The following is an 18,548-nucleotide window of genomic DNA, read 5'->3' as shown; positions in this document are numbered from 1 at the left end:
CCACGCATCATGCCGGACATGAGCGCGACAAGAAGCCGTAACGACGAAGCTCCCGCGAGCTTGTGGCGGCTGATGACACGTTCGTTAACGGCACCCCAATGCCCACGGACCCCTTACTACGGTGCGTTCACTCAGGTCCTGCAGTCGCAGGTGCACACCTGGCTGAAGACCGACGGAGCCGACGCCGAACAGACCGCGGCCGGTCTCGACGCGGCCCAGCGCAAGGCGCTCAGCGGCCGTTGGCGATCAGCGACGGACGTACGGCCCCGGGACGCCGGAGCCGTACCCCGTCGGTCGAGCCCTGCCGGTCGTGCGGTGCCGGTCACGCCGCCCCGTGGCACTCCCGGTAGGTCCGCCCCGACCCGCACCAGCACGCCGCGCGCCGGGCCGGCGGCCACGGGACCGCGCGGCCGCGGGCCGCGAGGGTGGTGGCGTACTGGGGGAGGAGGTTCGGGTCGGACGGCGACGCGGCCTCCGAGGCGGCGAACGCCTCGTACGACGGAACCGTGCCGGTGACGATGCCGAGGTTCGGGGTCCCTGCCGCATACAGGTCGCGGAGAGAGGCTTCCAGGCGGTTCAGGTGCTCGGGGTGGGACGGATACTCGGTGCGCAAGGTCGGGTACGCGGTCAGGAGCTCGTCGAGTTCCGCCGCCGTCCAGTGCAGGACCGCCACCGGGAACGGGCGGGACAGAGCCGTGCGATAGGTGCCCAGTTCCGCGCGGAGGCGGGCGATCTCGGCCTGGAGCTCGCCCGGGTCGGACGAGCCCAGCGACCACAGGCGCTTCGGGTCGTGAAGCTCGTCGAGCGGGACCGTGGCGCTGTGGAGGGTGTCGGCGAGCTCGTCCCAGGCATCGTGGCCGAGGCCCATCAGGCGTCGTACGCGGTGGCGCCCGAACAGCAGGGACTGGGTGGCGTAGGAGACTTCCTCGTCCGTAGCCAGGAGCAAGGTCAGCGCGGTCGAGAAGAAGTCGTGCGCCGACTCCAGCTCGTCGTGCGATTCGAGGGTCTCGGCGGCGATCCTCCAGGGGGCCGCTTCGAGTGGTCCCGCCGCGCGGAGGCCATCGATGATCGCGCGGGCCTCGGCCTCGTGACCGTACTCCCAGAGGTTCGCTGCCTTGAAGGCTTTGATCAGGGACGGGTCGACGGGATTCGCGGCGAGCAGTTCGTCGTAGAGAGTGGCGGCGCGGGGGCGCTGGTCGGCGAGTTCCAGGTGGGCCGCGGCGCGCAGGAGCATCGGCTCCCGATCGTCGGGGTACTGCGCCGCGGTGCGCAGCAGGCGCTCGGCTTCGGCGATGTGATCAGCAGGCGTGTCGGGGCGCATGAACCACACCGTACTGCTGTACGGCTACTGGGCGGAGGGTTGTTCCGGCCCTGGTGAGTTACGGGTCGTGCCCCTATCGTGCGGGCCGTGAGGGAGCGGATACCGGTCGCGGTGCAGCGGAACCCGCGGGGGCGACGCGTCGCCGCGCGTGGGCTGTGGACGGGCGCCGAGGCGGTCATGACCCTGGGTGTCGTGCTGCTGCTTCTCGTCGTCCATCAGCTGTGGTGGACCAATCGGCAGGCCAGGGCGGGAGCCGAGCACCAAGTGCGGGCCCTGGAGCAGGAGTGGGGCCGGGGCACGGACGGGGGCGGAGAGCCGGTGGGGCCCTCGGACAGTGGGGGCGGGGACGACGGCCCGGCCCCGGTGTCGCGGACCGGTGGCGGCGGGAGCGGGCGTACGACGGCCGCGGCGCGCGCGCCTCGCTGGGATCAGGCGTACGCCGTCATCCGCATCCCGCGCCTCGGGCTCGCCGCGCCGGTCGCCCAGGGCATCAGCAAGAGCGGCGTCCTCGACAAGGGGTACGTCGGGCACTACCCGCGCACCGCGCAGCCCGGCGGCGTGGGGAACTTCGCGCTCGCCGGGCACCGCAACACGCACGGCGAACCGTTCCGGTACATCAACCGGCTGCGCCGGGGCGACCGGATCACCGTCGAGACCCGGGAGCGGGTGTACACGTACGTCGTGGACAAGACGCTGTCCCGGACGTCTCCGCGGGACAGCGGGGTGATCGCCGCCGTTCCGCGCAGCAATGTGCGGCCTCACGTCGGGTACAGCGAGCCCGGTGCCTACGTGACGCTGACCACGTGCACACCCGAGTTCACCTCCCGGTACCGGCTTGTCGTATGGGGGAGGCTGACGGGAGCCAGGGCGCGGTAGTGCCCTCGCGGAACAGCGGTGCCACTACCGGACTAAGGTTGCCTGACGTGCTCAGACGTCGTCCGCAGTTGTTGTGGTTGCTGGTTCCCTATGTGCTCTACCTGGGAGCGCTGCCGTTCGTGAACCGGGTCGATCCCGTCGTACTCGGACTGCCGTTCCTCTTCGTGTGGCTGCTCGGGGCGACGCTGCTCACACCCGTCGCCGTATGGCTGACCCGACGGGGGGACCGCCGGTGAACGCCGCGGTGGCGACCTCGGTCTTCGGGGTCTTCATGGTGGTCACCGTGGGGCTCGGGCTGCTCGCCGTGCGGGGGCGGGGGAGCGGTGGCAGGGGCGGGCTCGCCGAGTGGTCCGTCGGCGGACGCAGTCTCGGGGCCGTCTTCATCTGGGTGCTGATGGCCGGCGAGGGATACACCAGCTTCAGTTATCTGGGGGCTGCCGGATGGGGCTACAACTACGGGGCGCCCGTGCTCTACGTGGTGGCCTACATGTCCTGCGGGTACGCCGTCGGGTACGTGGTCGGCCCGATGCTCTGGGCGTACGCGCGCCGGCACGGGCTCGTCGGGATCACCGACATGGTCGCGCACCGCTTCGGGCGGCCCTGGCTCGGCGCGCTCGTCGCCGTCCTCGCCACCGTCTTCCTGCTGCCGTACATCCAGCTGCAGATCACCGGCATGGGCGTCGTCGTCTCCACCATCTCGTACGGTGCCATCAGCCTGAACTGGGCGTACTTCATAGCCTTCGCCGTCACCACGGGTTTCGTCGTGGTCAGCGGGCTGCGCGGCAGCGCCTGGGTGTCCGTCCTCAAGGACGTGCTGGTGATCGCCACTCTCGGGTTTCTCGTCTTCTACGTCCCTCTGCACTACTTCGACGGGTACGGGCCCTTCCTCGACCGGCTCGTCACCGAGAAGAGCGAGTGGCTGACCTTCCCCGGGCACGGCGACAGCGGGCTCGGGCAGGCCTGGTTCATCACCACCTCGTTCCTCAACTCCCTCACCGTGGTGATCTTCCCGACCACCGTCGCCGGCTACCTCGGCGCGAAGAACGCCGACGTGCTGCGCCGCAACGCGATGTGGCTGCCGGCCTACAACGTGCTGCTCTTCGTCCCGATGCTGCTCGGCATGGCCGCCCTCTTCGTCGTGCCGGGGCTCGTCGGCGCCGAGTCCAACCTCGCGCTCTTCAAGCTCGTCGTGGACTCGCTGCCCGCCTGGGCGGTCGGCGTCATCGGGGTGGCCGCCGCGCTGTCCTCGATCGTGCCCATGGCGGTTTTCATGCTGGTCATCGGCACGATGTGGGGGCGCAGCGTGCTCTCGCTCGTGCCGCGCTGGCAGCACCGGCAGAAGGGCGCCGCCCAGACCGTCGTCGTGGCCGCGGGCGTGATCGCGCTCGTGCTCACCTACACGGCGCCGAACACGCTGGTGCGGCTCTCCCTCATCTCGTACGAGGGGATGGCGCAGTTGCTCCCCATGGTGCTGCTGGGGCTGATGTGGCGGCGGCTGACGCTGCTCGGGGCGCTGGCCGGGCTGGTCGTCGGGGTGGGAACGGTCTGCGGGTTCGTGTTCACCGAGAACGATCCGGTGTGGGGTGTGAACGCGGGCATCGTCGCGCTCGCCGCCAACCTCGTCGTCGCACTCGCGGTGACGTACGCGGGTCCGCGCGAGCACGACGAGCGGCCGGACAGCGAGGTGCTCGCGCGGGACGAGATCGGGGAGCCGGCTCTGGCGGCCTCGCCCACGACCGGGAGTGAGGCCGTTACCGTCGCGGGCGCCGGTTCCGCAGGAGCCTGACGCCGACCGCCGCCACCAGAGACAGCCCGACCGACTTCAGCGGCAGGGCGTCGGCCCGGCGTGAGCGCGGCCGTGCCCGGCTCGCGCCGCGCCGGCTCCTCCGGCCGCCGGCGACCGACGCCGTCCGACATCGGCCGACTCCCCGGGCCATCGTGTATAACGACTGGAGGGCCGAACGAGCGAGCCCACCGGACCGAGCGGGGAGGGATCGATGAGCAGCAGCATCGGCAGCCGCCTGCGCGGTGGCATCACCCGCCTGCCCCGGCCCGTCGGAATCCTGCTCTTCCTGCTCACCGAGGTCCTCCTCGCCGAGAGCGGCAGCCTCTCCGCCGCGGTCGCGCTCGCCGCCACCGCCGCCGCCGGTTCCGCGCTCGTCGTCTGTTCGGTCATCAGCGCCCGCTGCGCCGCCCCGGTGCCCCGCACCCGGGTCCGTACCGCCATGCGCGACCGCGAGAAACGCACCGCGTTCCTGCCGCAGCGCGATCCCGACGCCAAGGGCCGCAGGCGGCCCCGAGCCCCCGGCCGTGCCCTCCTGACGGCCGCGTAGGGACTTCGCACCTTCTCCGCCCGAGCACGAGCACGTGTGCTCAGGCGCGCCCCGCGCGGGTCGTCATGCCGAGCCAGATCGTTCTTCTCCCGGCACGACGAGACCCCCGGAGGGCTCATCCATGTCCACATTCATGTCCGCTTTCGCCGCCCTGGTCGGCTCCTTCGCCGATCTGCTGCACCCGCTCTTCCAGGGCGCGGCCACCGCCGCCGCGATCGTCCTCTTCACCGCGCTCGTGCGACTCGCCGTGCACCCCCTCTCGCGGGCCGCGGCGCGTGGGCAGAAGGCCCGCACCAAGCTCCAGCCGCAGATCGCCGAGTTGCGCAAGAAACACGGCAAGAACCCCGAGCGCATGCAGAAGGCGCTCATGGAGCTGCACAAGGAGGAGAAGGTCTCGCCGCTGTCCGGCTGCCTGCCCAGCCTCCTGCAGATGCCCGCCTTCTTCCTGCTGTACCACCTCTTCTCCAGCCAGAAGATCGGTGGCGACCCCAACGAGCTGCTCGGCCACGACCTCTTCGGCGCCCCGCTCGGCGAGCGCTGGCACGACGCGCTCGCGGCCGGCGGACCGTTCGGCACCCAGGGCGTCGTCTATCTCGGCCTCTTCGTGATCGTCGCCGTCGTCGCGACGTTCAACTACCGCCGTACGAAGCGCCAGCTCGCGGCCGCCCCGGCCACCCCCGCCACCGGTCCCGACGGACAGCCCGTGCCGGGCATGGGCGCGATGACGAAGCTGATGCCGCTGATGTCCTTCTTCACGCTCGTCTCGGTGGCGTACGTGCCGCTCGCCGCCGCGCTCTACATCGTCACGAGCACCACCTGGACCGCGATCGAGCGCGCCGCTCTCTACCGCGACATGCCGGCCGCCGGCGCCGCCATGGCCACCGTGGCGTAACCGGCGGGGCGAGTGCGCCGGTCCAGTGTATGAACAGGGTCTTGCGGAGTGATCCGATGTCTTGGAGGATCGGCCAAGCCTGCGATGGCCGCCACCCATTCGACGGGCCCGATCTCGACCAAGGGGAGAAAGACCGTGAAGCTGCTTCGCGTGGGTACGGCAGGTGCGGAACGACCGGCGCTGCTGGACCAGGACGGAACCCTGCGTGACCTGTCGGGAATCGTCACCGACATCGACAGCGCCCTGCTCGCCGACGAGTCCGCACTGGCGCGGGTACGGGCCGCCGCGGCCGCGCCCGGCGAGCTGCCCGCACTCGACGCCGAGGGGCTGCGGGTCGGGCCGCCGCTCGCCCGCATCGGCAAGATCGTGTGCATCGGGCTGAACTACCACGACCACGCCACCGAGACCGGCGCGGCGATTCCGGCCGAGCCGATCCTCTTCTTCAAGGCACCGGACACCGTCGTCGGACCCGAGGACACGGTGCTGGTGCCGCGCGGCAGCGTCAAGACCGACTGGGAGGTCGAGCTCGCCGTCGTCATCGGCCGCACCGCCCGTTACCTGGACTCCGCGGAGGAAGCGCTCGGCCACGTCGCCGGGTACGCGGTCGCCCACGACGTCTCCGAGCGCGAGTTCCAGATCGAGCGCGGCGGCACCTGGGACAAGGGCAAGAACTGCGAGACGTTCAACCCGCTGGGGCCGTGGCTCGTGACGGCCGACGAGGTCTCCGACCCGCAGGCGCTGCCGCTGAAGCTCTGGGTCAACGGCGAGCTGAAGCAGAACGGCACGACCGCCGACCAGATCTTCCCGGTGGGCGAGGTGGTCCGCTACCTCAGCCAGTTCATGACGCTGTACCCGGGCGATGTCATCAACACCGGTACACCGGCCGGTGTGGCCCTGGGGCAGCCGGATCCCAAGCCGTATCTGCGGGCGGGGGACGTCGTCGAGCTGGAGATCGAGGGGCTGGGGCGGCAGCGGCAGGAGCTGAAGGACGCGTAGCCGTTGCGTAAAGGTCGGAGGGGTGGCGGGCCGCTGGTGCGGCGAGCCACCCCTCCGTCGTTTCCGTCGTCTCAGCCGGAGATCGTGGTGGCGAACTGTTCCAGTGCCTCGACGACCAGCGCGTGGTCCTCCGCCTGCGGCAGTCCGGACACCGTGACCGAGCCGATCACTCCCGCGCCCTCGACCGCGATCGGGAACGAACCGCCGTGCGCGGCGTACGTGTCCAGGTCCAGCCGCGAGGAGTCCTCGAACGTCGTCCCCTTCGCCCGGAACCGGGTCCCGACCAGGTACGAGCTCTCGCCGTACCGCTCGACGACCTTGCGCTTGCGGTCGATCCACGCGTCGTTGTCAGCGCTCGAACCGGGCAGCGCGGCATGGAACAGCTGCTGGGCGCCGCGCCGGATGTCGATCGCGACCGGCGCGTGGCGCTCCCGGGCCATGGAGACGAGCAGCCCGCCGAGCGCGTACGCGTCGTCGTAACTGAAATGCGGCAGCGTCAGCCGGCGCTCCTGCGCGATGAGCTCGGAGATGGTCGGAGCGGTGGGGTTCATGCGGACTGCTCCTCGGAAGCGGTGGACAGGGTGACGGTGACGCCCTCGCGGGCCGAGCGGCGGGCGGCCTCCAGGACGTCCAGGGCCGCGGCGGCCTGCAGCGCCGTCACTGGATTCTCGCCCTTTCCGCGCACCGCGTCAGCGACCGCCGCGTAGTACGCCGGGTAGTCGCCCGGCAGGGTGCGGACCGGGGTGCCGCCACCCGTCAGCGGCGACTCGCCCGAACCGGTCCGGCCCCACAGGGTCTCGGGCTCCTCGCCCCAGCCGGAAGCGGCGGCGGACGGGCGGTGGCCCTCCCGCAGGGCGGCCTCCTGCGGGTCAAGACCGTACTTCACGTAACCGGCCCGCGAACCGAGCACGCGGAAGCGCGGCCCGAGCTGGGCGGTGGTGGCGCTGACGTACAGATGCGAGCGGACCCCGTTCGCATGGGTGATCGCGATGAACGTGTCGTCGTCGGTGACGGCGCCGGGGCGGCGAACGTCGGACTCCGCGTACACCCGCACCGCCGGGCCGAACAGCACGAGCGCCTGGTCGACGACGTGGCTGCCCAGGTCGTACAGCAGCCCGCCGATCTCCTCCGGGTCGCCCGACTCGCGCCAGCCGCCCTTGAGCTGCGGGCGCCACCGCTCGAAACGGGACTCGAAACGCTGTACGTCACCGAGCTCGCCGTCCGCGACCAGCTGGGAGAGCGTCAGGAAATCGTTGTCCCAGCGGCGGTTCTGGAAGACGGACAGCAGCAGCCCGCGCTCCTGCGCCAGCGCGGCGAGCTCGCGCGCCTCGGCGGCTGTGCCGGCGATCGGCTTGTCCACGACGACCGGCAGACCGGCTTCGAGCGCGGCGGTCGCGATCGGGACGTGGGTCTTGTTGGGGGAGGCGATCACGATCAGGTCCAGCTCGTCGGCGCGCGCCCACAGCTCCTCGGGCGACGCGGCGAACCGGACGTCGGGGAACTCGGCACGGGCCTGGGCCCGACGCTCCTCGTTCGACGTGACGACCGTGTCGAGGGCCAGTCCCTCGGTCGCGGCGATCAGCGGGGCGTGGAAGACGGAGCCCGCCAGGCCGTAGCCGACGAGTCCGACGCGGAGGGGGGAGCCGGGCGTCCGGGGTGTCGTGATGCCAGTCATGCAATCCACTTAAGCAACGCTGTTGCCAAAGTGCAAGCGAAGGAGACAATGGGGCAGTGAACATGAGTAACACCGGGGCGAACCTACCGACACTGCGCAGCCACAACGCGGCGCTCGTGCTTGACCTGCTGCGTGTCGCGGGCGAGCGGGGGATCAGCCGGCTGGAGCTGGCGGAACGGACGGGGCTCACCCCGCAGGCCGTCAGCAAGATCACCGCCCGACTGCGGGCGGAGGGCCTGGCGACCGAGGCGGGCCATCGTGCCTCCACGGGCGGCAAGCCACGCACGGTGCTGCGCCTGGTTCCGGACGCGGGACACGCGGTGGGGCTGCACCTGGACCGGGACGAACTGACGGTGGTCCTGGTCGACCTCGCGGGCGCGGTCGTGGCGAGCCGCAGGACGCCGCTGGACTTCGGCGCACCGGCGGGCGAGGTGGTCGCCGCTGCGGCCCGGGAGGTGGGCCTGGTGCTGGGTGGGCCCGGCGGGTCCGGCTCGGGCGAGGCCGCGGAAGCAGGGCCGGAAAGCTCCGGGCCCACCGCCCCCGACGTGGCCGGCTCCGGCCCGCACGCGGCCTCCCCCGTGGCTCCGCCGTCCACCGTGCTCGGGCTGGGTGTTGCCGTGCCCGGGCCGCTTGATCACCGGGGGGGTGTGCTGCATCGCGTCACCGGGTTCCCGCAGTGGGACGGGTTTCCGCTCCGGGACGCTCTCACCGCTCGCACCGGGCTGCCCGTCGTCGTCGACAAGGACACCAATGCCGCCGCTCTCGGGCTCGCCCTGCGCGCCGACGGGCCGGGGGACTTCGCGTACCTCCATCTCGGGACCGGGCTCGGTGCCGGGCTCGTGCTCGGTGGGGCCGTGCATCGCGGGGCCCGAACCGGGGCCGGTGAGTTCGGGCATCAGACCGTGCTGCTGGACGGGCCCCTGTGCAGCTGCGGTGGGCGCGGCTGTATCGAGGCGCTCTGCCTCGCCGCCGTCTCGGGCGGTGATGCCGCGGAGGCCGCGCGGGTGCTCGGGACCGGCGCCGCCAACCTGGTCGGGCTGCTCGACATCGACCGGGTGGTGCTGGGCGGTCGTACCGTCGACGCCGACCCCGATGCGTACGTCCGAGGGGTCCGGGCCGTGATCGGTGAGCGCGTCCGGCGTGACGGCATCGGTGCGGCCGTGCCGCTCGTCATGACCGCGGGCGGGGACCGGCCGGTCGCCGAGGGGGCCGCCCAGCTCGTCCTCGCCCCGCTGTTCGGGCGACTCGGCGGCGCCGGAGCGTAGGGCCGTTCGAGCGGTTCGGGTCGCCCGATCGGGCGACTCTCCCGCATGTCGGGGTGTGCCGGGTCGCGCGTGCGTGGCAGCGTCGCTGCCAAAGAGGAACTCACAAAGTGGGAGTCCGATCAGCGAGCGTGCGTGCCAGGCGTCGCGAGCCGGGCGCCCATTTTGTGAGCTCCTCCGAAACCGGTGAACTCCGGGTACGGGGCGATCCGGCCGTCTCGCGAGCAGCAAAGGGTGTCCCCCCAATGCCTCCCACGCCTCCCCCTCCCCGGCCGCGCCGCGGAATCGCCCTCGGATTGGCCGCGGCGTCCGTCGTGCTCGGCGGCGCGTCCGCCGCATCCGCCGACGCCGCCGCGGTGCCCGTCGCCGTCACCGCCGACCAGCAACCCGCCTGTGGTGACCCGACGGCGCAGGACTTCCCGATCACGACCCGGATCCGCGGTGGCCAGGAGACGTATGCGTCCGGCGGGGGATACGGCACCTGGTTCCTGGATCTGACCAATACGACGTCGAAGCCCTGTGGCTCCATCCATCCGGTTCTGGTCCTCACCGACGAGGACGAGAAGCTGACCTCCGAGCAGATCCAGCTGGAGTTCTCGGACCCGGACCGCCCCGACTTCCCGCACCGCGTCACCTGGGAGACGACCGACCGCGACGAACACATCGGCGTCTTCGGCGGCGACGGCGCCGACACGTTCGGCGGCTTCACCGTCCCTGCGGGGCGCACCGTCACCGTCCAGGTCCGGATGGCGTTCACCTCCGACACAGAACCCAATCGGATCACCGCCAAGGCCGCGATCGTCCAGCGGAAGCAGGCCGAGCCTGCCGACGGTGCCAAGAAGATGCCGGCGGGTGACGACGGGGACTGGGTCGGTGAGTCCGGCGACTACGTCTTCGACGTGGTCGAGGACGACACCAGTGATGGCGACACCAGTGGTGGCGAAGACACGGGAGGTACGGGTGATGTCGGCGGCATCAGCCGCGAGGGGGACGTGCTGCCCGAACCGCCCCTCGACAGCGCCACTCCGGGAATCGGCGACATCGGTGGGGTCGATGGTGGCGGTGACGCCGGCGGGTCCGGTGACGTGGGTGGGGTCGACGGTGGCGGCGTCGTTGGGGGGTCCGGTGACGTGGGTGGGGTCGACGGCGGCGGTGTCATCGGGGCATCGGGTGACGTGGGTGGGGTCGACGGCGGCGGTGTCATCGGGGCATCGGGTGACGTGGGCGGGGTCGACGGCGGCGGTGTCATCGGGGCATCGGGTGACGTGGGCGGGGTCGACGGCGGCGGTGACATCGGCGGATCCGGTGAAACGCCCAGCCCCAAGGGATCCGGAGAGGCGCCGTCAACCGCCCGGGATCCGCAGGACCAGCCCGAGCTCGCCAGGACCGGACCGGGGGCCGTCATCTGGGCCGAGGGTGTCGCCGCCGTGCTCTGTCTGGTCGGCGGTGTGGCCGCCGTGAGAGGGGCGCGGCGGCTCCGTCGCACCCGTCGTTGACCTGCGGGCCCCGAAACGTTCACCGGCGTTCATGTCCGTCTGCCACCATCGGGAGGTGGACTACCTGCACGACCAGGCACCTGGCGCACCGATCCGATCCGGCATCCCGGAGCACGGCCGTATCCCCAAGTACTACGCCGTGAAGGCCCATGTCTCCGCCCTCATAGAGGAGTTGGGTGAGGGTGGCATGCTGCCCACCGAGCGTGATCTCGCGGTCCGCTACGAGGTGTCGCGCGAGACCGTGCGGCAGGCGCTGCGTGAACTCCTGCTGGAGGGCCGCCTCGCCCGTCAGGGCCGTGGCACCGTCGTCGCGGGGCCCAAGCTGGAGCAGCCGCTCTCCCTCGCGAGCTACACGGAGGGCGTACGCCGCCAGGGGCGGACACCGGGCCGTCACCTCATCGGCCTGGAGCAGTTCCCCTGCCCCGCCGCACTCGCCGCCGAGACCGGCGTCGAGCGGGGCGAACCGGTCTGGCATATGGAGCGTGTGCTGCTCGCCGACGACGACCGGGTCGGCCTGGAGAGCACCTACGTCTCCGTCGCCCGCGTACCGGACCTGGACACGGAGTTCGACCCCGACTCGTCCTTCTACGCCTACCTCCACGACCGGCTCGGGATCACCTTCGGCGACGCGGACGAGCGGATCGAGACCGTGCTCGCCACCCCGCGCGAGGCGCTGCTGATCGGTACGCCGCCCGCCCTGCCCATGCTGCTGCTCCACCGCATCTCGCGGGACGCGAGCGGGCAGCCGCTGGAGCGGGTGCGCACGCTTTTCCGCGGCGACCGGTTCTCCTTCTCCGCACACCTGGGCCGCCAGGACTGAGCGATACGGCGCGGCAATCGACTTACATCGATAACGGAGATGTAACGGGTCTAGGCCAACCTTGGGTCCCAGTTCACCCTCCCGTTGCCATACCGATCCGTGCGAGTCATGCGCCGCCAGGAGCGTTGCCGTCGTGAGAGTCATCGTCGTAGGAGCCGGCGTGGTGGGAACCATGCACGCCTGGCACGCAGTGAACCGCGGCCACGAGGTCGTACAGATCGAGCGCGAGAGCGAGGCACGCGGAGCATCGCTCCGCAATTTCGGACAGATATGGGTCAGCGGCCGGGCCGGCGGCGAAGAGCTGGAGACCGCGCTGCGCGCCCGCGAACTGTGGGAGGACATCGGGGAGCAGGTGCCCGGCCTGGGCTTCCGGCCCTGCGGTTCGCTGACCCCGCTCCGCACCGAGCTGGAGATCGCCGTCGCCGAGGCGGCCGTCGCCCGCCCCGACGCCGCGGCCCGCGGCTACAAGCTGCTGACGGCCGGCGAGGCCCGCGCGATCAACCCCGCGCTCCGCGGTGACTACGTCGCCGCCCTGTGGTGCGAGCGGGACGCCGCCGTCGAGCCGCGCACGGCGCAGCTGGCACTGAAGCAGAAGCTGGAGGCGTCCGGCCGGTACACGTTCCTCGGCGGCCGAGAGGTCCGCGAGGTCGTCGGTACCGCCTCCGTCCGCGACGACCACGGCGACGTGCACACCGGCGACGCCGTCATCCTGTGCACCGGCGCCTGGCTCGGCGGCCTCGTCCGCGAGCTGGCCGGACCCGAGCTGCCCGTGCGCCGCGTCCGCCTCCAGATGATGCAGACCGACCCGCTCGGCGAAGCGCTCACCACGTCCGTCGCCGACGCCGACAGCTTCCGCTACTACCCGGCGTACCGGAGCGAGGCGCTCGACGCCCTCAACGCCGGCCAGGCCCAGGCGCCGACCGCGGCCGAGCACCGGATGCAGCTGCTGATGGTGCAGCGCAAGGACGGCGGACTGACCATCGGCGACACCCACGAGTACGAGCACCCGTTCGCGTTCGATGTCGTCGAGGAGCCGTACGAACACCTCACCCGGGTCGTCGAGTCCTTCCTCGGCCGCCCCCTGCCGAGGATCCGCCACCGCTGGGCCGGGGTCTACGCCCAGTGCACCGACACCAGCCGGGTCGTCCACCGCCAGCAGGTGCGGGACGGCGTCTGGCTGGTCACCGGGCCGGGCGGCCGCGGCATGACCTGCTCGCCCGCCATCGCCGAAACGACCGCCAACGAACTGGGCTGGTGAAGAAGTTGACCCACACCGACACGCTGAATCTCGTCGTCCTCGACATGGCCGGGACCACCGTCGCCGACGGCGGCCTCGTCGAGCAGGCCTTCGGCGCCGCCGCCCGGCGCCTCGGCGTGGCGCCCGGCTCCGCCGACCACGCCGAGAAGCTCGCCTACGTGCGCGCCACCATGGGCGAGTCCAAGATCTCCGTCTTCCGGCACCTCTTCGGCGACGAGAGCAAGGCCCAGCAGGCCAACCTCGCCTTCGAGGAGGCCTACGGGGAGCTGGTCGACGGCGGCCGCATCGCGCCGGTCCCGGGTGCCCGCGCAGCCATCGAGCGGCTCACGGGCGAAGGGCGGACCGTGGTCCTGTCCACCGGCTTCGCCCGCACCACCCAGGACGCGATCCTCGCCGCGCTCGGCTGGCGGGACCTGGTCGCCCTGACCCTCTGCCCGGCCGACGCGGGCGGCCGCGGCCGCCCCTACCCGGACATGGTCCTTGCCGCGTTCCTGCGCACCGGGGCCGTGGACGGCGTCCAGCAGATCGTTGTCGCGGGGGACACCTCGTACGACATGCTCAGCGGCGTACGCTCCGGCGCCGGGATCGTCGCCGGCGTGCTGACCGGCGCACACGACAAGGAACAGCTGCAGCGCAACGGTGCCACGCATGTACTCGGCTCGGTCGCCGAGCTGCCGGACCTCATCGCCCGGGCGGAAGCATGACCGGCGGGGCCACCCAGGGCAGCGGTATCCGGTTCGACCAGGTCAGCGTCGCGTACGGCGGGAACATCGTCCTCGACCGGCTCGACCTGACGGTGGAACCCGGCGAGGTCATGGCCCTGCTCGGGCCGTCCGGGTCCGGCAAGACCACGGCCCTGCGCGCCGTCGCCGGCTTCGTCCAGCCCGTCTCCGGGCGGATCCGGCTCGGCGACCGGGACGTCACCGGCCTGCCGCCGCACAAGCGCGGCATCGGCATGGTCGTCCAGCAGTACGCCCTGTTCCCGCACATGCGGGTCCGGGACAACGTCGCCTTCGGCCTCAAGGCCCGCAAGGTCGCGAAGGCGGAGATACCCGAGCGGGTCGCCGAAGCCCTCGAACTCGTCGGCATGGCCGCCTACACCACGCGCTACCCGCGCGAGCTCTCCGGGGGACAGCAGCAGCGCGTCGCCATCGCCCGCGCGCTCGCCATCCGCCCCGGCGTACTCCTGCTCGACGAACCGTTGTCCGCGCTCGACGCCCAGCTGCGCTCCGGGATGCTCGCCGAACTGGCGCGGCTGCACCGGGAGTTGCCGGACGTCTCCATCCTGTACGTCACGCACGATCAGGTCGAGGCGCTGACTCTCGCCGACCGGATCGCGGTCATGGACAAGGCACGGCTCCAGGACTGCGGCACCCCGCAGGAGCTGTACCGACGCCCGCGTACGGAGTTCACCGCGTCGTTCGTCGGCAACGCCAACCTGCTGCCGGTCACCGTCGCAGGCACCACCGGCGCCGTCGACTTCGCCGGGCAGGCACTCGCCGTGCCGACCGGCGAGGTGGCGGGCGGCGTCACCGCCACCCTCTGCGTCCGGCCCCACCTGGTCGGACTCGGCGACGGCCCCAACGCGCTGACCGGCACTCTCGCCGAGGTCCAGTGGCGCGGCTCCACCCACCGGCTGTACGTCGACATCCACGGCCACCGGATCAAGGCCGACCTGCGCGAACTTCGCGAGACCCCGGCGCTCGGCGACAAGGTCACCGTGCACTTCGCCGCCGAGGACGCGGTGCTGCTGCCGGCGGGCGCCGGCTTCGGGGGAGGGGTTCATGGCTAGCGCCGTGGCCGGAGACGTGTCCGCGGGTGCGTCCGGCAGCCGTCCTGTCCGCAATCGTTGGACGGGCCCCGGCAAGTTCCTCTGGGCGCTCCCGCCTGTCGCCGTCCTCGCCCTCGTCTTTCTGTACCCACTGGCCCTCGTCGTCCAGCAGTCCGTCAGCCCGGACGAGGGCGGCACCTCGCTCGCCCCGTACGGCGACGTCTTCGCCTCCGCGTCGTTCCGCTCGGCACTGACCACCACCGTCTGGCTCGCCGTCGGTTCGACGGTCGGCTGTCTGGTGCTGGGCTTCGTCCTCGCGCTGGTGATCGCCTTCGTGCCGTTTCCCGGCGGCCGGGCGGTCGCCAGGTTCATCGACGTCTTCCTCTCCTTCCCGTCCTTCCTGATCACGCTCGCCCTGCTGTTCATCTACGGCACCGTCGGCATGGCCAACGGCGTCTGGACGGATGTCACCGGGGCGGCGGACGGGCCCTTCCACTTCCTCACCACCCCGTGGGGTGTCCTCCTCGCCGAGATCACGTACTTCACCCCGTTCGTGATGCGGCCGCTGCTCGCCGCGTTCTCCCAGCTCGACACCGCGCAACTGGAGGTGGCGTCCTCCCTGGGCGCGAAGCCGGCCCGGATCGTGCGGCAGGTGATCCTCCCGGAGGCGCTCCCGGCGCTCGCCGCGGGCGGCTCCCTCGTCCTCGTGATGTGCCTCAACGAGTTCGGCATCGTGCTGTTCACCGGCGCGAAAGGTGTCACGACCCTGCCGATGCTGGTCTACGGCAAGGCGATCCTGGAGTCCGACTACCCGGCCGCCTGCGTCGTCGCCGTCGTCAACATCGCGATCTCCGTCGGTCTCTACAGCCTGTATCGGATGGTGAGCCGCCGTGTTGGTGCATAGCCGTACCGGGAAGTGGGCCACCTGGGTCGTGTTCTTCCTGCTCTTCGTCCCGCTGTTCGCGGTGCCGCTGCTGGTGATCGTTGCCGCGTCGTTCACCACCAACTGGTCCGGCGCCTTCCCGTCGGGACCGACCTCCGAGCACTACAAGGCCGCCACCAGCGGCGACTCGCTCCAAGCCCTCACCACCAGCCTGATCACCGCCGTCAGCGCCAGCCTGCTCGCCCTCACCGTCGGCTCCTGGGCCGCGCTCGCCGCCGCCTCGCTGCGACGGCGCGGACGCCGATTCCTGGACGGGCTGTTCATGCTGCCGGTCGCCGTGCCGTCCGTCGTCGTCGGTCTCGCCGTGCTCGTCGCGTTCAGCAAGCCACCGATGCTGCTCAACGGAACGCGCTGGATCGTGATCCTGGCGCACACCATTCTTGTCACGGCGTTTGCCTATCAGTCGGTTTCAGCCGCAATAGTGCGTCTTGACCCGATGTACGAACAGGCGGCGGCCAGTCTCGGCGCCCGCCCGTCCTACGTCCTGTGGCGGATCAGACTGCCGCTCCTGCTGCCCGCCCTCACCGCGGCCGCAGGGCTCTGCTTCGCCCTGTCCATGGGCGAGTTGAGCGCCACGATGATGCTCTACCCGCCCGACTGGACTCCGCTTCCGGTGCAGATCTTCGCGGCGACCGACCGCGGCTCGCTCTTCACCGGTGCCGCGGTCGCGGTGGTCCTCATGGGGACGACGCTGCTCGTGCTCCTCGGCGTCGCCCGCATTCGCACCAGGGCCTCGTACCGCTGACACCCCGATGCTTACTCACCTTCCAGGAGATACCACACCCATGCGCAAGAACTTCCTCAAGCCGGTAGCCGCCGTCACCGGCTGCCTCGCACTCGCCGCCACCCTCTCCGCCTGCGGCGGGTCCTCCTCCGCCGCCTCCGACGAGAAGGTCGTCACCGTCTACAGCGCCGACGGGCTCAAGGGCGAGAACGGCGACGGCTGGTACGACAAGGTCTTCAAGGACTTCGAGAAGAAGACCGGCATCAAGGTCAAGTACGTGGAGGGCGGTTCCGGCGAGATGGTGCAGCGCGCCGTCCGCGAGAAGTCCAACACCCAGGCCGACGTCCTCGTCACCCTTCCGCCGTTCATCCAGCAGGCCGACTCCAAGGGCCTGCTGACGGCGTACGAGCCGGCCGGCTCCGACCAGGTCGACGGTGCCGACAAGGCGTCCGACGGAAAGTGGACCTCGGTCGTCAACAACTACTTCGGGTTCGTCTACAACAAGAAGGAGCTGAAGACCGCGCCCGCCACCTGGGAGGAGCTCCTCGACGGGACGTACAAGGAGAAGATCCAGTACTCCACCCCCGGAGTCGCCGGTGACGGCACGGCCGTGCTCATCAAGGCCATGCACGACTTCGGCGGCAAGGAGCCGGCGATGGAGTACCTGAAGAAGCTCCAGGCCAACAACGTCGGCCCGTCCGCCTCCACCGGCAAGCTCGCCCCCAAGGTGGACAAGGGCGAACTCCTCGTCGCCAACGGTGACGTCCAGATGAACTACGCCCAGTCCAAGGACATGCCGAACCTCGGCATCTGGTTCCCCGCGAAGGCCGGCTCCAAGCCCACCACCTTCGCCCTGCCGTACGCGGCCGGACTGGTCGACAAGGCTCCGCACAGCGCCAACGGCAAGAAGCTGCTCGACTTCATGCTCTCCGAGCAGGCGCAGAAGGACGTCAGCGAGGTCGGCGGCGGCTTCGCCGCCCGTAAGGACGTCGAGGCCACCGATGCCAACGCGATCGCGCTGACCGGGCTGATGGACGGAGTCGAGGTCTTCGAGCCGGACTGGTCGGACATCGGCACTCACCTGGACGACTACGTCGACGCCTGGAAGGCCGCCACCGGCAGCTGAACCCCCGCTCGACGGGGCCTGGCACCGATATGGACCACCGGTGATCCGTACCGGAAAGATAACGGGTCTGGACTGAAGCTCAACTCCTCGCCGAAGCGGGGAGTTGAGCGCATGCCCGGTGGGAGTCCGGATCGGTCCGGATCGGGTACGGGACCGCCGCCGCCCCCCGCCACCTGCCCGTACCTCTAAAATCGGTGACGTCGGCGCTGCACAACGCGGTGCCGCCGGCGTCCCCGCACACGGCGTACGGCAGGAGTCCCACATGGCAGAGCGCAAGCCGATCACATCCTGGCTCACCGACATGGACGGAGTCCTCATCCACGAGGGGACGCCGATCCCCGGGGCCGACGCCTTCATCAAGCGGCTGCGGGATTCCGGGCTGCCGTTCCTGGTCCTCACCAACAATTCGATCTACACGGCGCGCGACCTGCACGCCAGGCTGGCACGCATGGGTCTCGACGTCCCGGTCGAGAACATATGGACCTCCGCACTGGCCACCGCGAAGTTCCTCGACGACCAGCGGCCGGGCGGCACCGCCTATGTCATCGGCGAGGCCGGACTCACCACCGCGCTGCACGACATCGGCTACGTCCTCACCGACCAGGAGCCGGACTACGTCGTCCTCGGCGAGACCCGGACATACAGCTTCGAGGCGCTCACCAAGGCGATCCGGCTGATCAACGGCGGCGCCCGCTTCATCTGCACCAACCCCGACGAGACCGGCCCGTCGGCCCAGGGCCCGCTGCCCGCCACCGGGGCCGTCGCCGCGCTGATCACCAAGGCCACCGGCAAGGACCCGTACTTCGCGGGCAAGCCCAACCCGCTGATGATGCGCACCGGGCTGAACGCGATCGGTGCCCACTCCGAGTCCAGCGCCATGATCGGCGACCGGATGGACACCGATGTGCTCGCCGGCCTGGAGGCGGGCATGCACACCTTCCTGGTGCTGACCGGTCTGACGGCCCCCGCCGACATCGACCGCTACCCGTTCCGGCCCTCCACGGTCGTCGACTCCATCGCCGACCTGGTCGACCTCGTCGACATGGGCTGAGCCC

At 71.0% G+C, this 18,548-nt stretch carries 19 protein-coding genes; 16 read left to right on the top strand and 3 right to left on the bottom strand.

Annotated elements, in window-relative coordinates; genetic code table 11:
* Window positions 1-322: 322 nt before the first annotated feature.
* A complete protein-coding gene (locus tag ACFU8W_RS12380; RefSeq protein ID WP_384035268.1) occupies window positions 323-1,321 on the bottom strand; it encodes an SEC-C metal-binding domain-containing protein in 999 nt (332 codons plus the stop codon).
* Window positions 1,322-1,399: 78 nt separating this feature from the next.
* On the opposite strand from ACFU8W_RS12380, the gene ACFU8W_RS12375 reads away from it, so the two are divergent.
* The 6 genes from ACFU8W_RS12375 (at window position 1,400) to ACFU8W_RS12350 (ending at window position 6,418) form a co-directional block, all read left to right on the top strand.
* On the top strand, window positions 1,400-2,197 hold the full coding sequence (locus ACFU8W_RS12375) for a class E sortase (RefSeq protein WP_384035265.1): 798 nt from the start codon (window positions 1,400-1,402) through the stop codon (window positions 2,195-2,197).
* 77 nt (window positions 2,198-2,274) lie between these two features.
* Window positions 2,275-2,433 carry a DUF3311 domain-containing protein gene (locus tag ACFU8W_RS12370; protein ID WP_327249530.1) on the top strand — a complete coding sequence of 53 codons (159 nt, stop codon included), beginning with the start codon at window positions 2,275-2,277 and terminating at the stop codon, window positions 2,431-2,433.
* A complete protein-coding gene (locus ACFU8W_RS12365) occupies window positions 2,430-3,983 on the top strand; it encodes a sodium:solute symporter (RefSeq protein ID WP_384035365.1) in 1,554 nt (517 codons plus the stop codon). Before ACFU8W_RS12370 ends, ACFU8W_RS12365 begins: the two co-directional genes overlap by 4 nt.
* 211 nt (window positions 3,984-4,194) lie before the next feature.
* Window positions 4,195-4,530: a DUF6412 domain-containing protein gene (locus tag ACFU8W_RS12360; RefSeq protein ID WP_345517918.1), complete on the top strand. Its 336-nt coding sequence runs from the start codon at window positions 4,195-4,197 to the stop codon at window positions 4,528-4,530.
* Window positions 4,531-4,651: 121 nt separating this feature from the next.
* On the top strand, window positions 4,652-5,422 hold the full coding sequence (locus tag ACFU8W_RS12355) for a YidC/Oxa1 family membrane protein insertase (RefSeq protein WP_384035262.1): 771 nt from the start codon (window positions 4,652-4,654) through the stop codon (window positions 5,420-5,422).
* A 135-nt stretch (window positions 5,423-5,557) separates the two neighbouring features.
* On the top strand, window positions 5,558-6,418 hold the full coding sequence (locus tag ACFU8W_RS12350) for a fumarylacetoacetate hydrolase family protein (protein WP_326792318.1): 861 nt from the start codon (window positions 5,558-5,560) through the stop codon (window positions 6,416-6,418).
* Between the two features lie 71 nt (window positions 6,419-6,489).
* On the opposite strand, the gene ACFU8W_RS12345 is transcribed toward ACFU8W_RS12350, so the two are convergent.
* Together ACFU8W_RS12345 and ACFU8W_RS12340 are read right to left on the bottom strand one after the other, a co-directional pair.
* A complete protein-coding gene (locus ACFU8W_RS12345; protein ID WP_266985274.1) occupies window positions 6,490-6,969 on the bottom strand; it encodes a heme-degrading domain-containing protein in 480 nt (159 codons plus the stop codon).
* A complete protein-coding gene (locus ACFU8W_RS12340) occupies window positions 6,966-8,093 on the bottom strand; it encodes a Gfo/Idh/MocA family oxidoreductase (RefSeq protein ID WP_384035259.1) in 1,128 nt (375 codons plus the stop codon). The genes ACFU8W_RS12345 and ACFU8W_RS12340 overlap by 4 nt, the downstream gene beginning before the upstream one ends.
* Before the next feature lie 62 nt (window positions 8,094-8,155).
* On the opposite strand from ACFU8W_RS12340, the gene ACFU8W_RS12335 reads away from it, so the two are divergent.
* The 10 genes from ACFU8W_RS12335 (at window position 8,156) to ACFU8W_RS12290 (ending at window position 18,544) form a co-directional block, all read left to right on the top strand.
* The gene (locus ACFU8W_RS12335; protein WP_384035256.1) at window positions 8,156-9,358 is read left to right on the top strand and encodes an ROK family protein; all 1,203 of its coding nucleotides are present in this window, start codon (window positions 8,156-8,158) and stop codon (window positions 9,356-9,358) included.
* Between the two features lie 242 nt (window positions 9,359-9,600).
* Complete coding sequence (locus ACFU8W_RS12330; RefSeq protein ID WP_384035253.1) at window positions 9,601-10,851, top strand: hypothetical protein; 1,251 nt, start codon at window positions 9,601-9,603, stop codon at window positions 10,849-10,851.
* 55 nt (window positions 10,852-10,906) lie between these two features.
* Window positions 10,907-11,671, top strand: coding sequence for a GntR family transcriptional regulator (locus tag ACFU8W_RS12325; protein WP_384035250.1), 765 nt, complete (start codon window positions 10,907-10,909; stop codon window positions 11,669-11,671).
* Between the two features lie 133 nt (window positions 11,672-11,804).
* Window positions 11,805-12,929 (top strand): TIGR03364 family FAD-dependent oxidoreductase, encoded by a 1,125-nt coding sequence (locus tag ACFU8W_RS12320; RefSeq protein ID WP_384035247.1) that lies wholly within the window; start codon window positions 11,805-11,807, stop codon window positions 12,927-12,929.
* Window positions 12,926-13,633: a phosphonatase-like hydrolase gene (locus tag ACFU8W_RS12315; protein ID WP_384035244.1), complete on the top strand. Its 708-nt coding sequence runs from the start codon at window positions 12,926-12,928 to the stop codon at window positions 13,631-13,633. The genes ACFU8W_RS12320 and ACFU8W_RS12315 overlap by 4 nt, the downstream gene beginning before the upstream one ends.
* Complete coding sequence (locus ACFU8W_RS12310; protein ID WP_384035241.1) at window positions 13,630-14,721, top strand: ABC transporter ATP-binding protein; 1,092 nt, start codon at window positions 13,630-13,632, stop codon at window positions 14,719-14,721. Before ACFU8W_RS12315 ends, ACFU8W_RS12310 begins: the two co-directional genes overlap by 4 nt.
* On the top strand, window positions 14,714-15,604 hold the full coding sequence (locus ACFU8W_RS12305) for a 2-aminoethylphosphonate ABC transporter permease subunit (protein ID WP_384035237.1): 891 nt from the start codon (window positions 14,714-14,716) through the stop codon (window positions 15,602-15,604). Before ACFU8W_RS12310 ends, ACFU8W_RS12305 begins: the two co-directional genes overlap by 8 nt.
* Window positions 15,591-16,388 (top strand): ABC transporter permease, encoded by a 798-nt coding sequence (locus ACFU8W_RS12300; RefSeq protein WP_384035234.1) that lies wholly within the window; start codon window positions 15,591-15,593, stop codon window positions 16,386-16,388. The genes ACFU8W_RS12305 and ACFU8W_RS12300 overlap by 14 nt, the downstream gene beginning before the upstream one ends.
* 40 nt (window positions 16,389-16,428) lie before the next feature.
* On the top strand, window positions 16,429-17,493 hold the full coding sequence (locus tag ACFU8W_RS12295) for a 2-aminoethylphosphonate ABC transporter substrate-binding protein (protein ID WP_384035231.1): 1,065 nt from the start codon (window positions 16,429-16,431) through the stop codon (window positions 17,491-17,493).
* 262 nt (window positions 17,494-17,755) lie between these two features.
* Window positions 17,756-18,544, top strand: a complete 789-nt coding sequence (locus ACFU8W_RS12290) for an HAD-IIA family hydrolase (RefSeq protein WP_384035228.1) — start codon at window positions 17,756-17,758, stop codon at window positions 18,542-18,544.
* Window positions 18,545-18,548 lie beyond the last annotated feature (4 nt).

The organism is Streptomyces sp. NPDC057565 (assembly GCF_042801455.1).
Taxonomy (GTDB): domain Bacteria; phylum Actinomycetota; class Actinomycetes; order Streptomycetales; family Streptomycetaceae; genus Streptomyces; species Streptomyces yanii.
This window is presented reverse-complemented; position numbering and strand designations above follow the sequence as displayed.

Coding starts and splice junctions, on each gene's coding strand:
- ACFU8W_RS12305 (WP_384035237.1), top strand. CDS start 14,714: ATGGCTAGCGCCGTGGCCGGAGACGTGTCCGCGGGTGCGTCCGGCAGC.
- ACFU8W_RS12345 (WP_266985274.1), bottom strand. CDS start 6,969: ATGAACCCCACCGCTCCGACCATCTCCGAGCTCATCGCGCAGGAGCGC.
- ACFU8W_RS12295 (WP_384035231.1), top strand. CDS start 16,429: ATGCGCAAGAACTTCCTCAAGCCGGTAGCCGCCGTCACCGGCTGCCTC.
- ACFU8W_RS12380 (WP_384035268.1), bottom strand. CDS start 1,321: ATGCGCCCCGACACGCCTGCTGATCACATCGCCGAAGCCGAGCGCCTG.
- ACFU8W_RS12330 (WP_384035253.1), top strand. CDS start 9,601: ATGCCTCCCACGCCTCCCCCTCCCCGGCCGCGCCGCGGAATCGCCCTC.
- ACFU8W_RS12290 (WP_384035228.1), top strand. CDS start 17,756: ATGGCAGAGCGCAAGCCGATCACATCCTGGCTCACCGACATGGACGGA.
- ACFU8W_RS12340 (WP_384035259.1), bottom strand. CDS start 8,093: ATGACTGGCATCACGACACCCCGGACGCCCGGCTCCCCCCTCCGCGTC.
- ACFU8W_RS12360 (WP_345517918.1), top strand. CDS start 4,195: ATGAGCAGCAGCATCGGCAGCCGCCTGCGCGGTGGCATCACCCGCCTG.
- ACFU8W_RS12335 (WP_384035256.1), top strand. CDS start 8,156: ATGAGTAACACCGGGGCGAACCTACCGACACTGCGCAGCCACAACGCG.
- ACFU8W_RS12355 (WP_384035262.1), top strand. CDS start 4,652: ATGTCCACATTCATGTCCGCTTTCGCCGCCCTGGTCGGCTCCTTCGCC.
- ACFU8W_RS12310 (WP_384035241.1), top strand. CDS start 13,630: ATGACCGGCGGGGCCACCCAGGGCAGCGGTATCCGGTTCGACCAGGTC.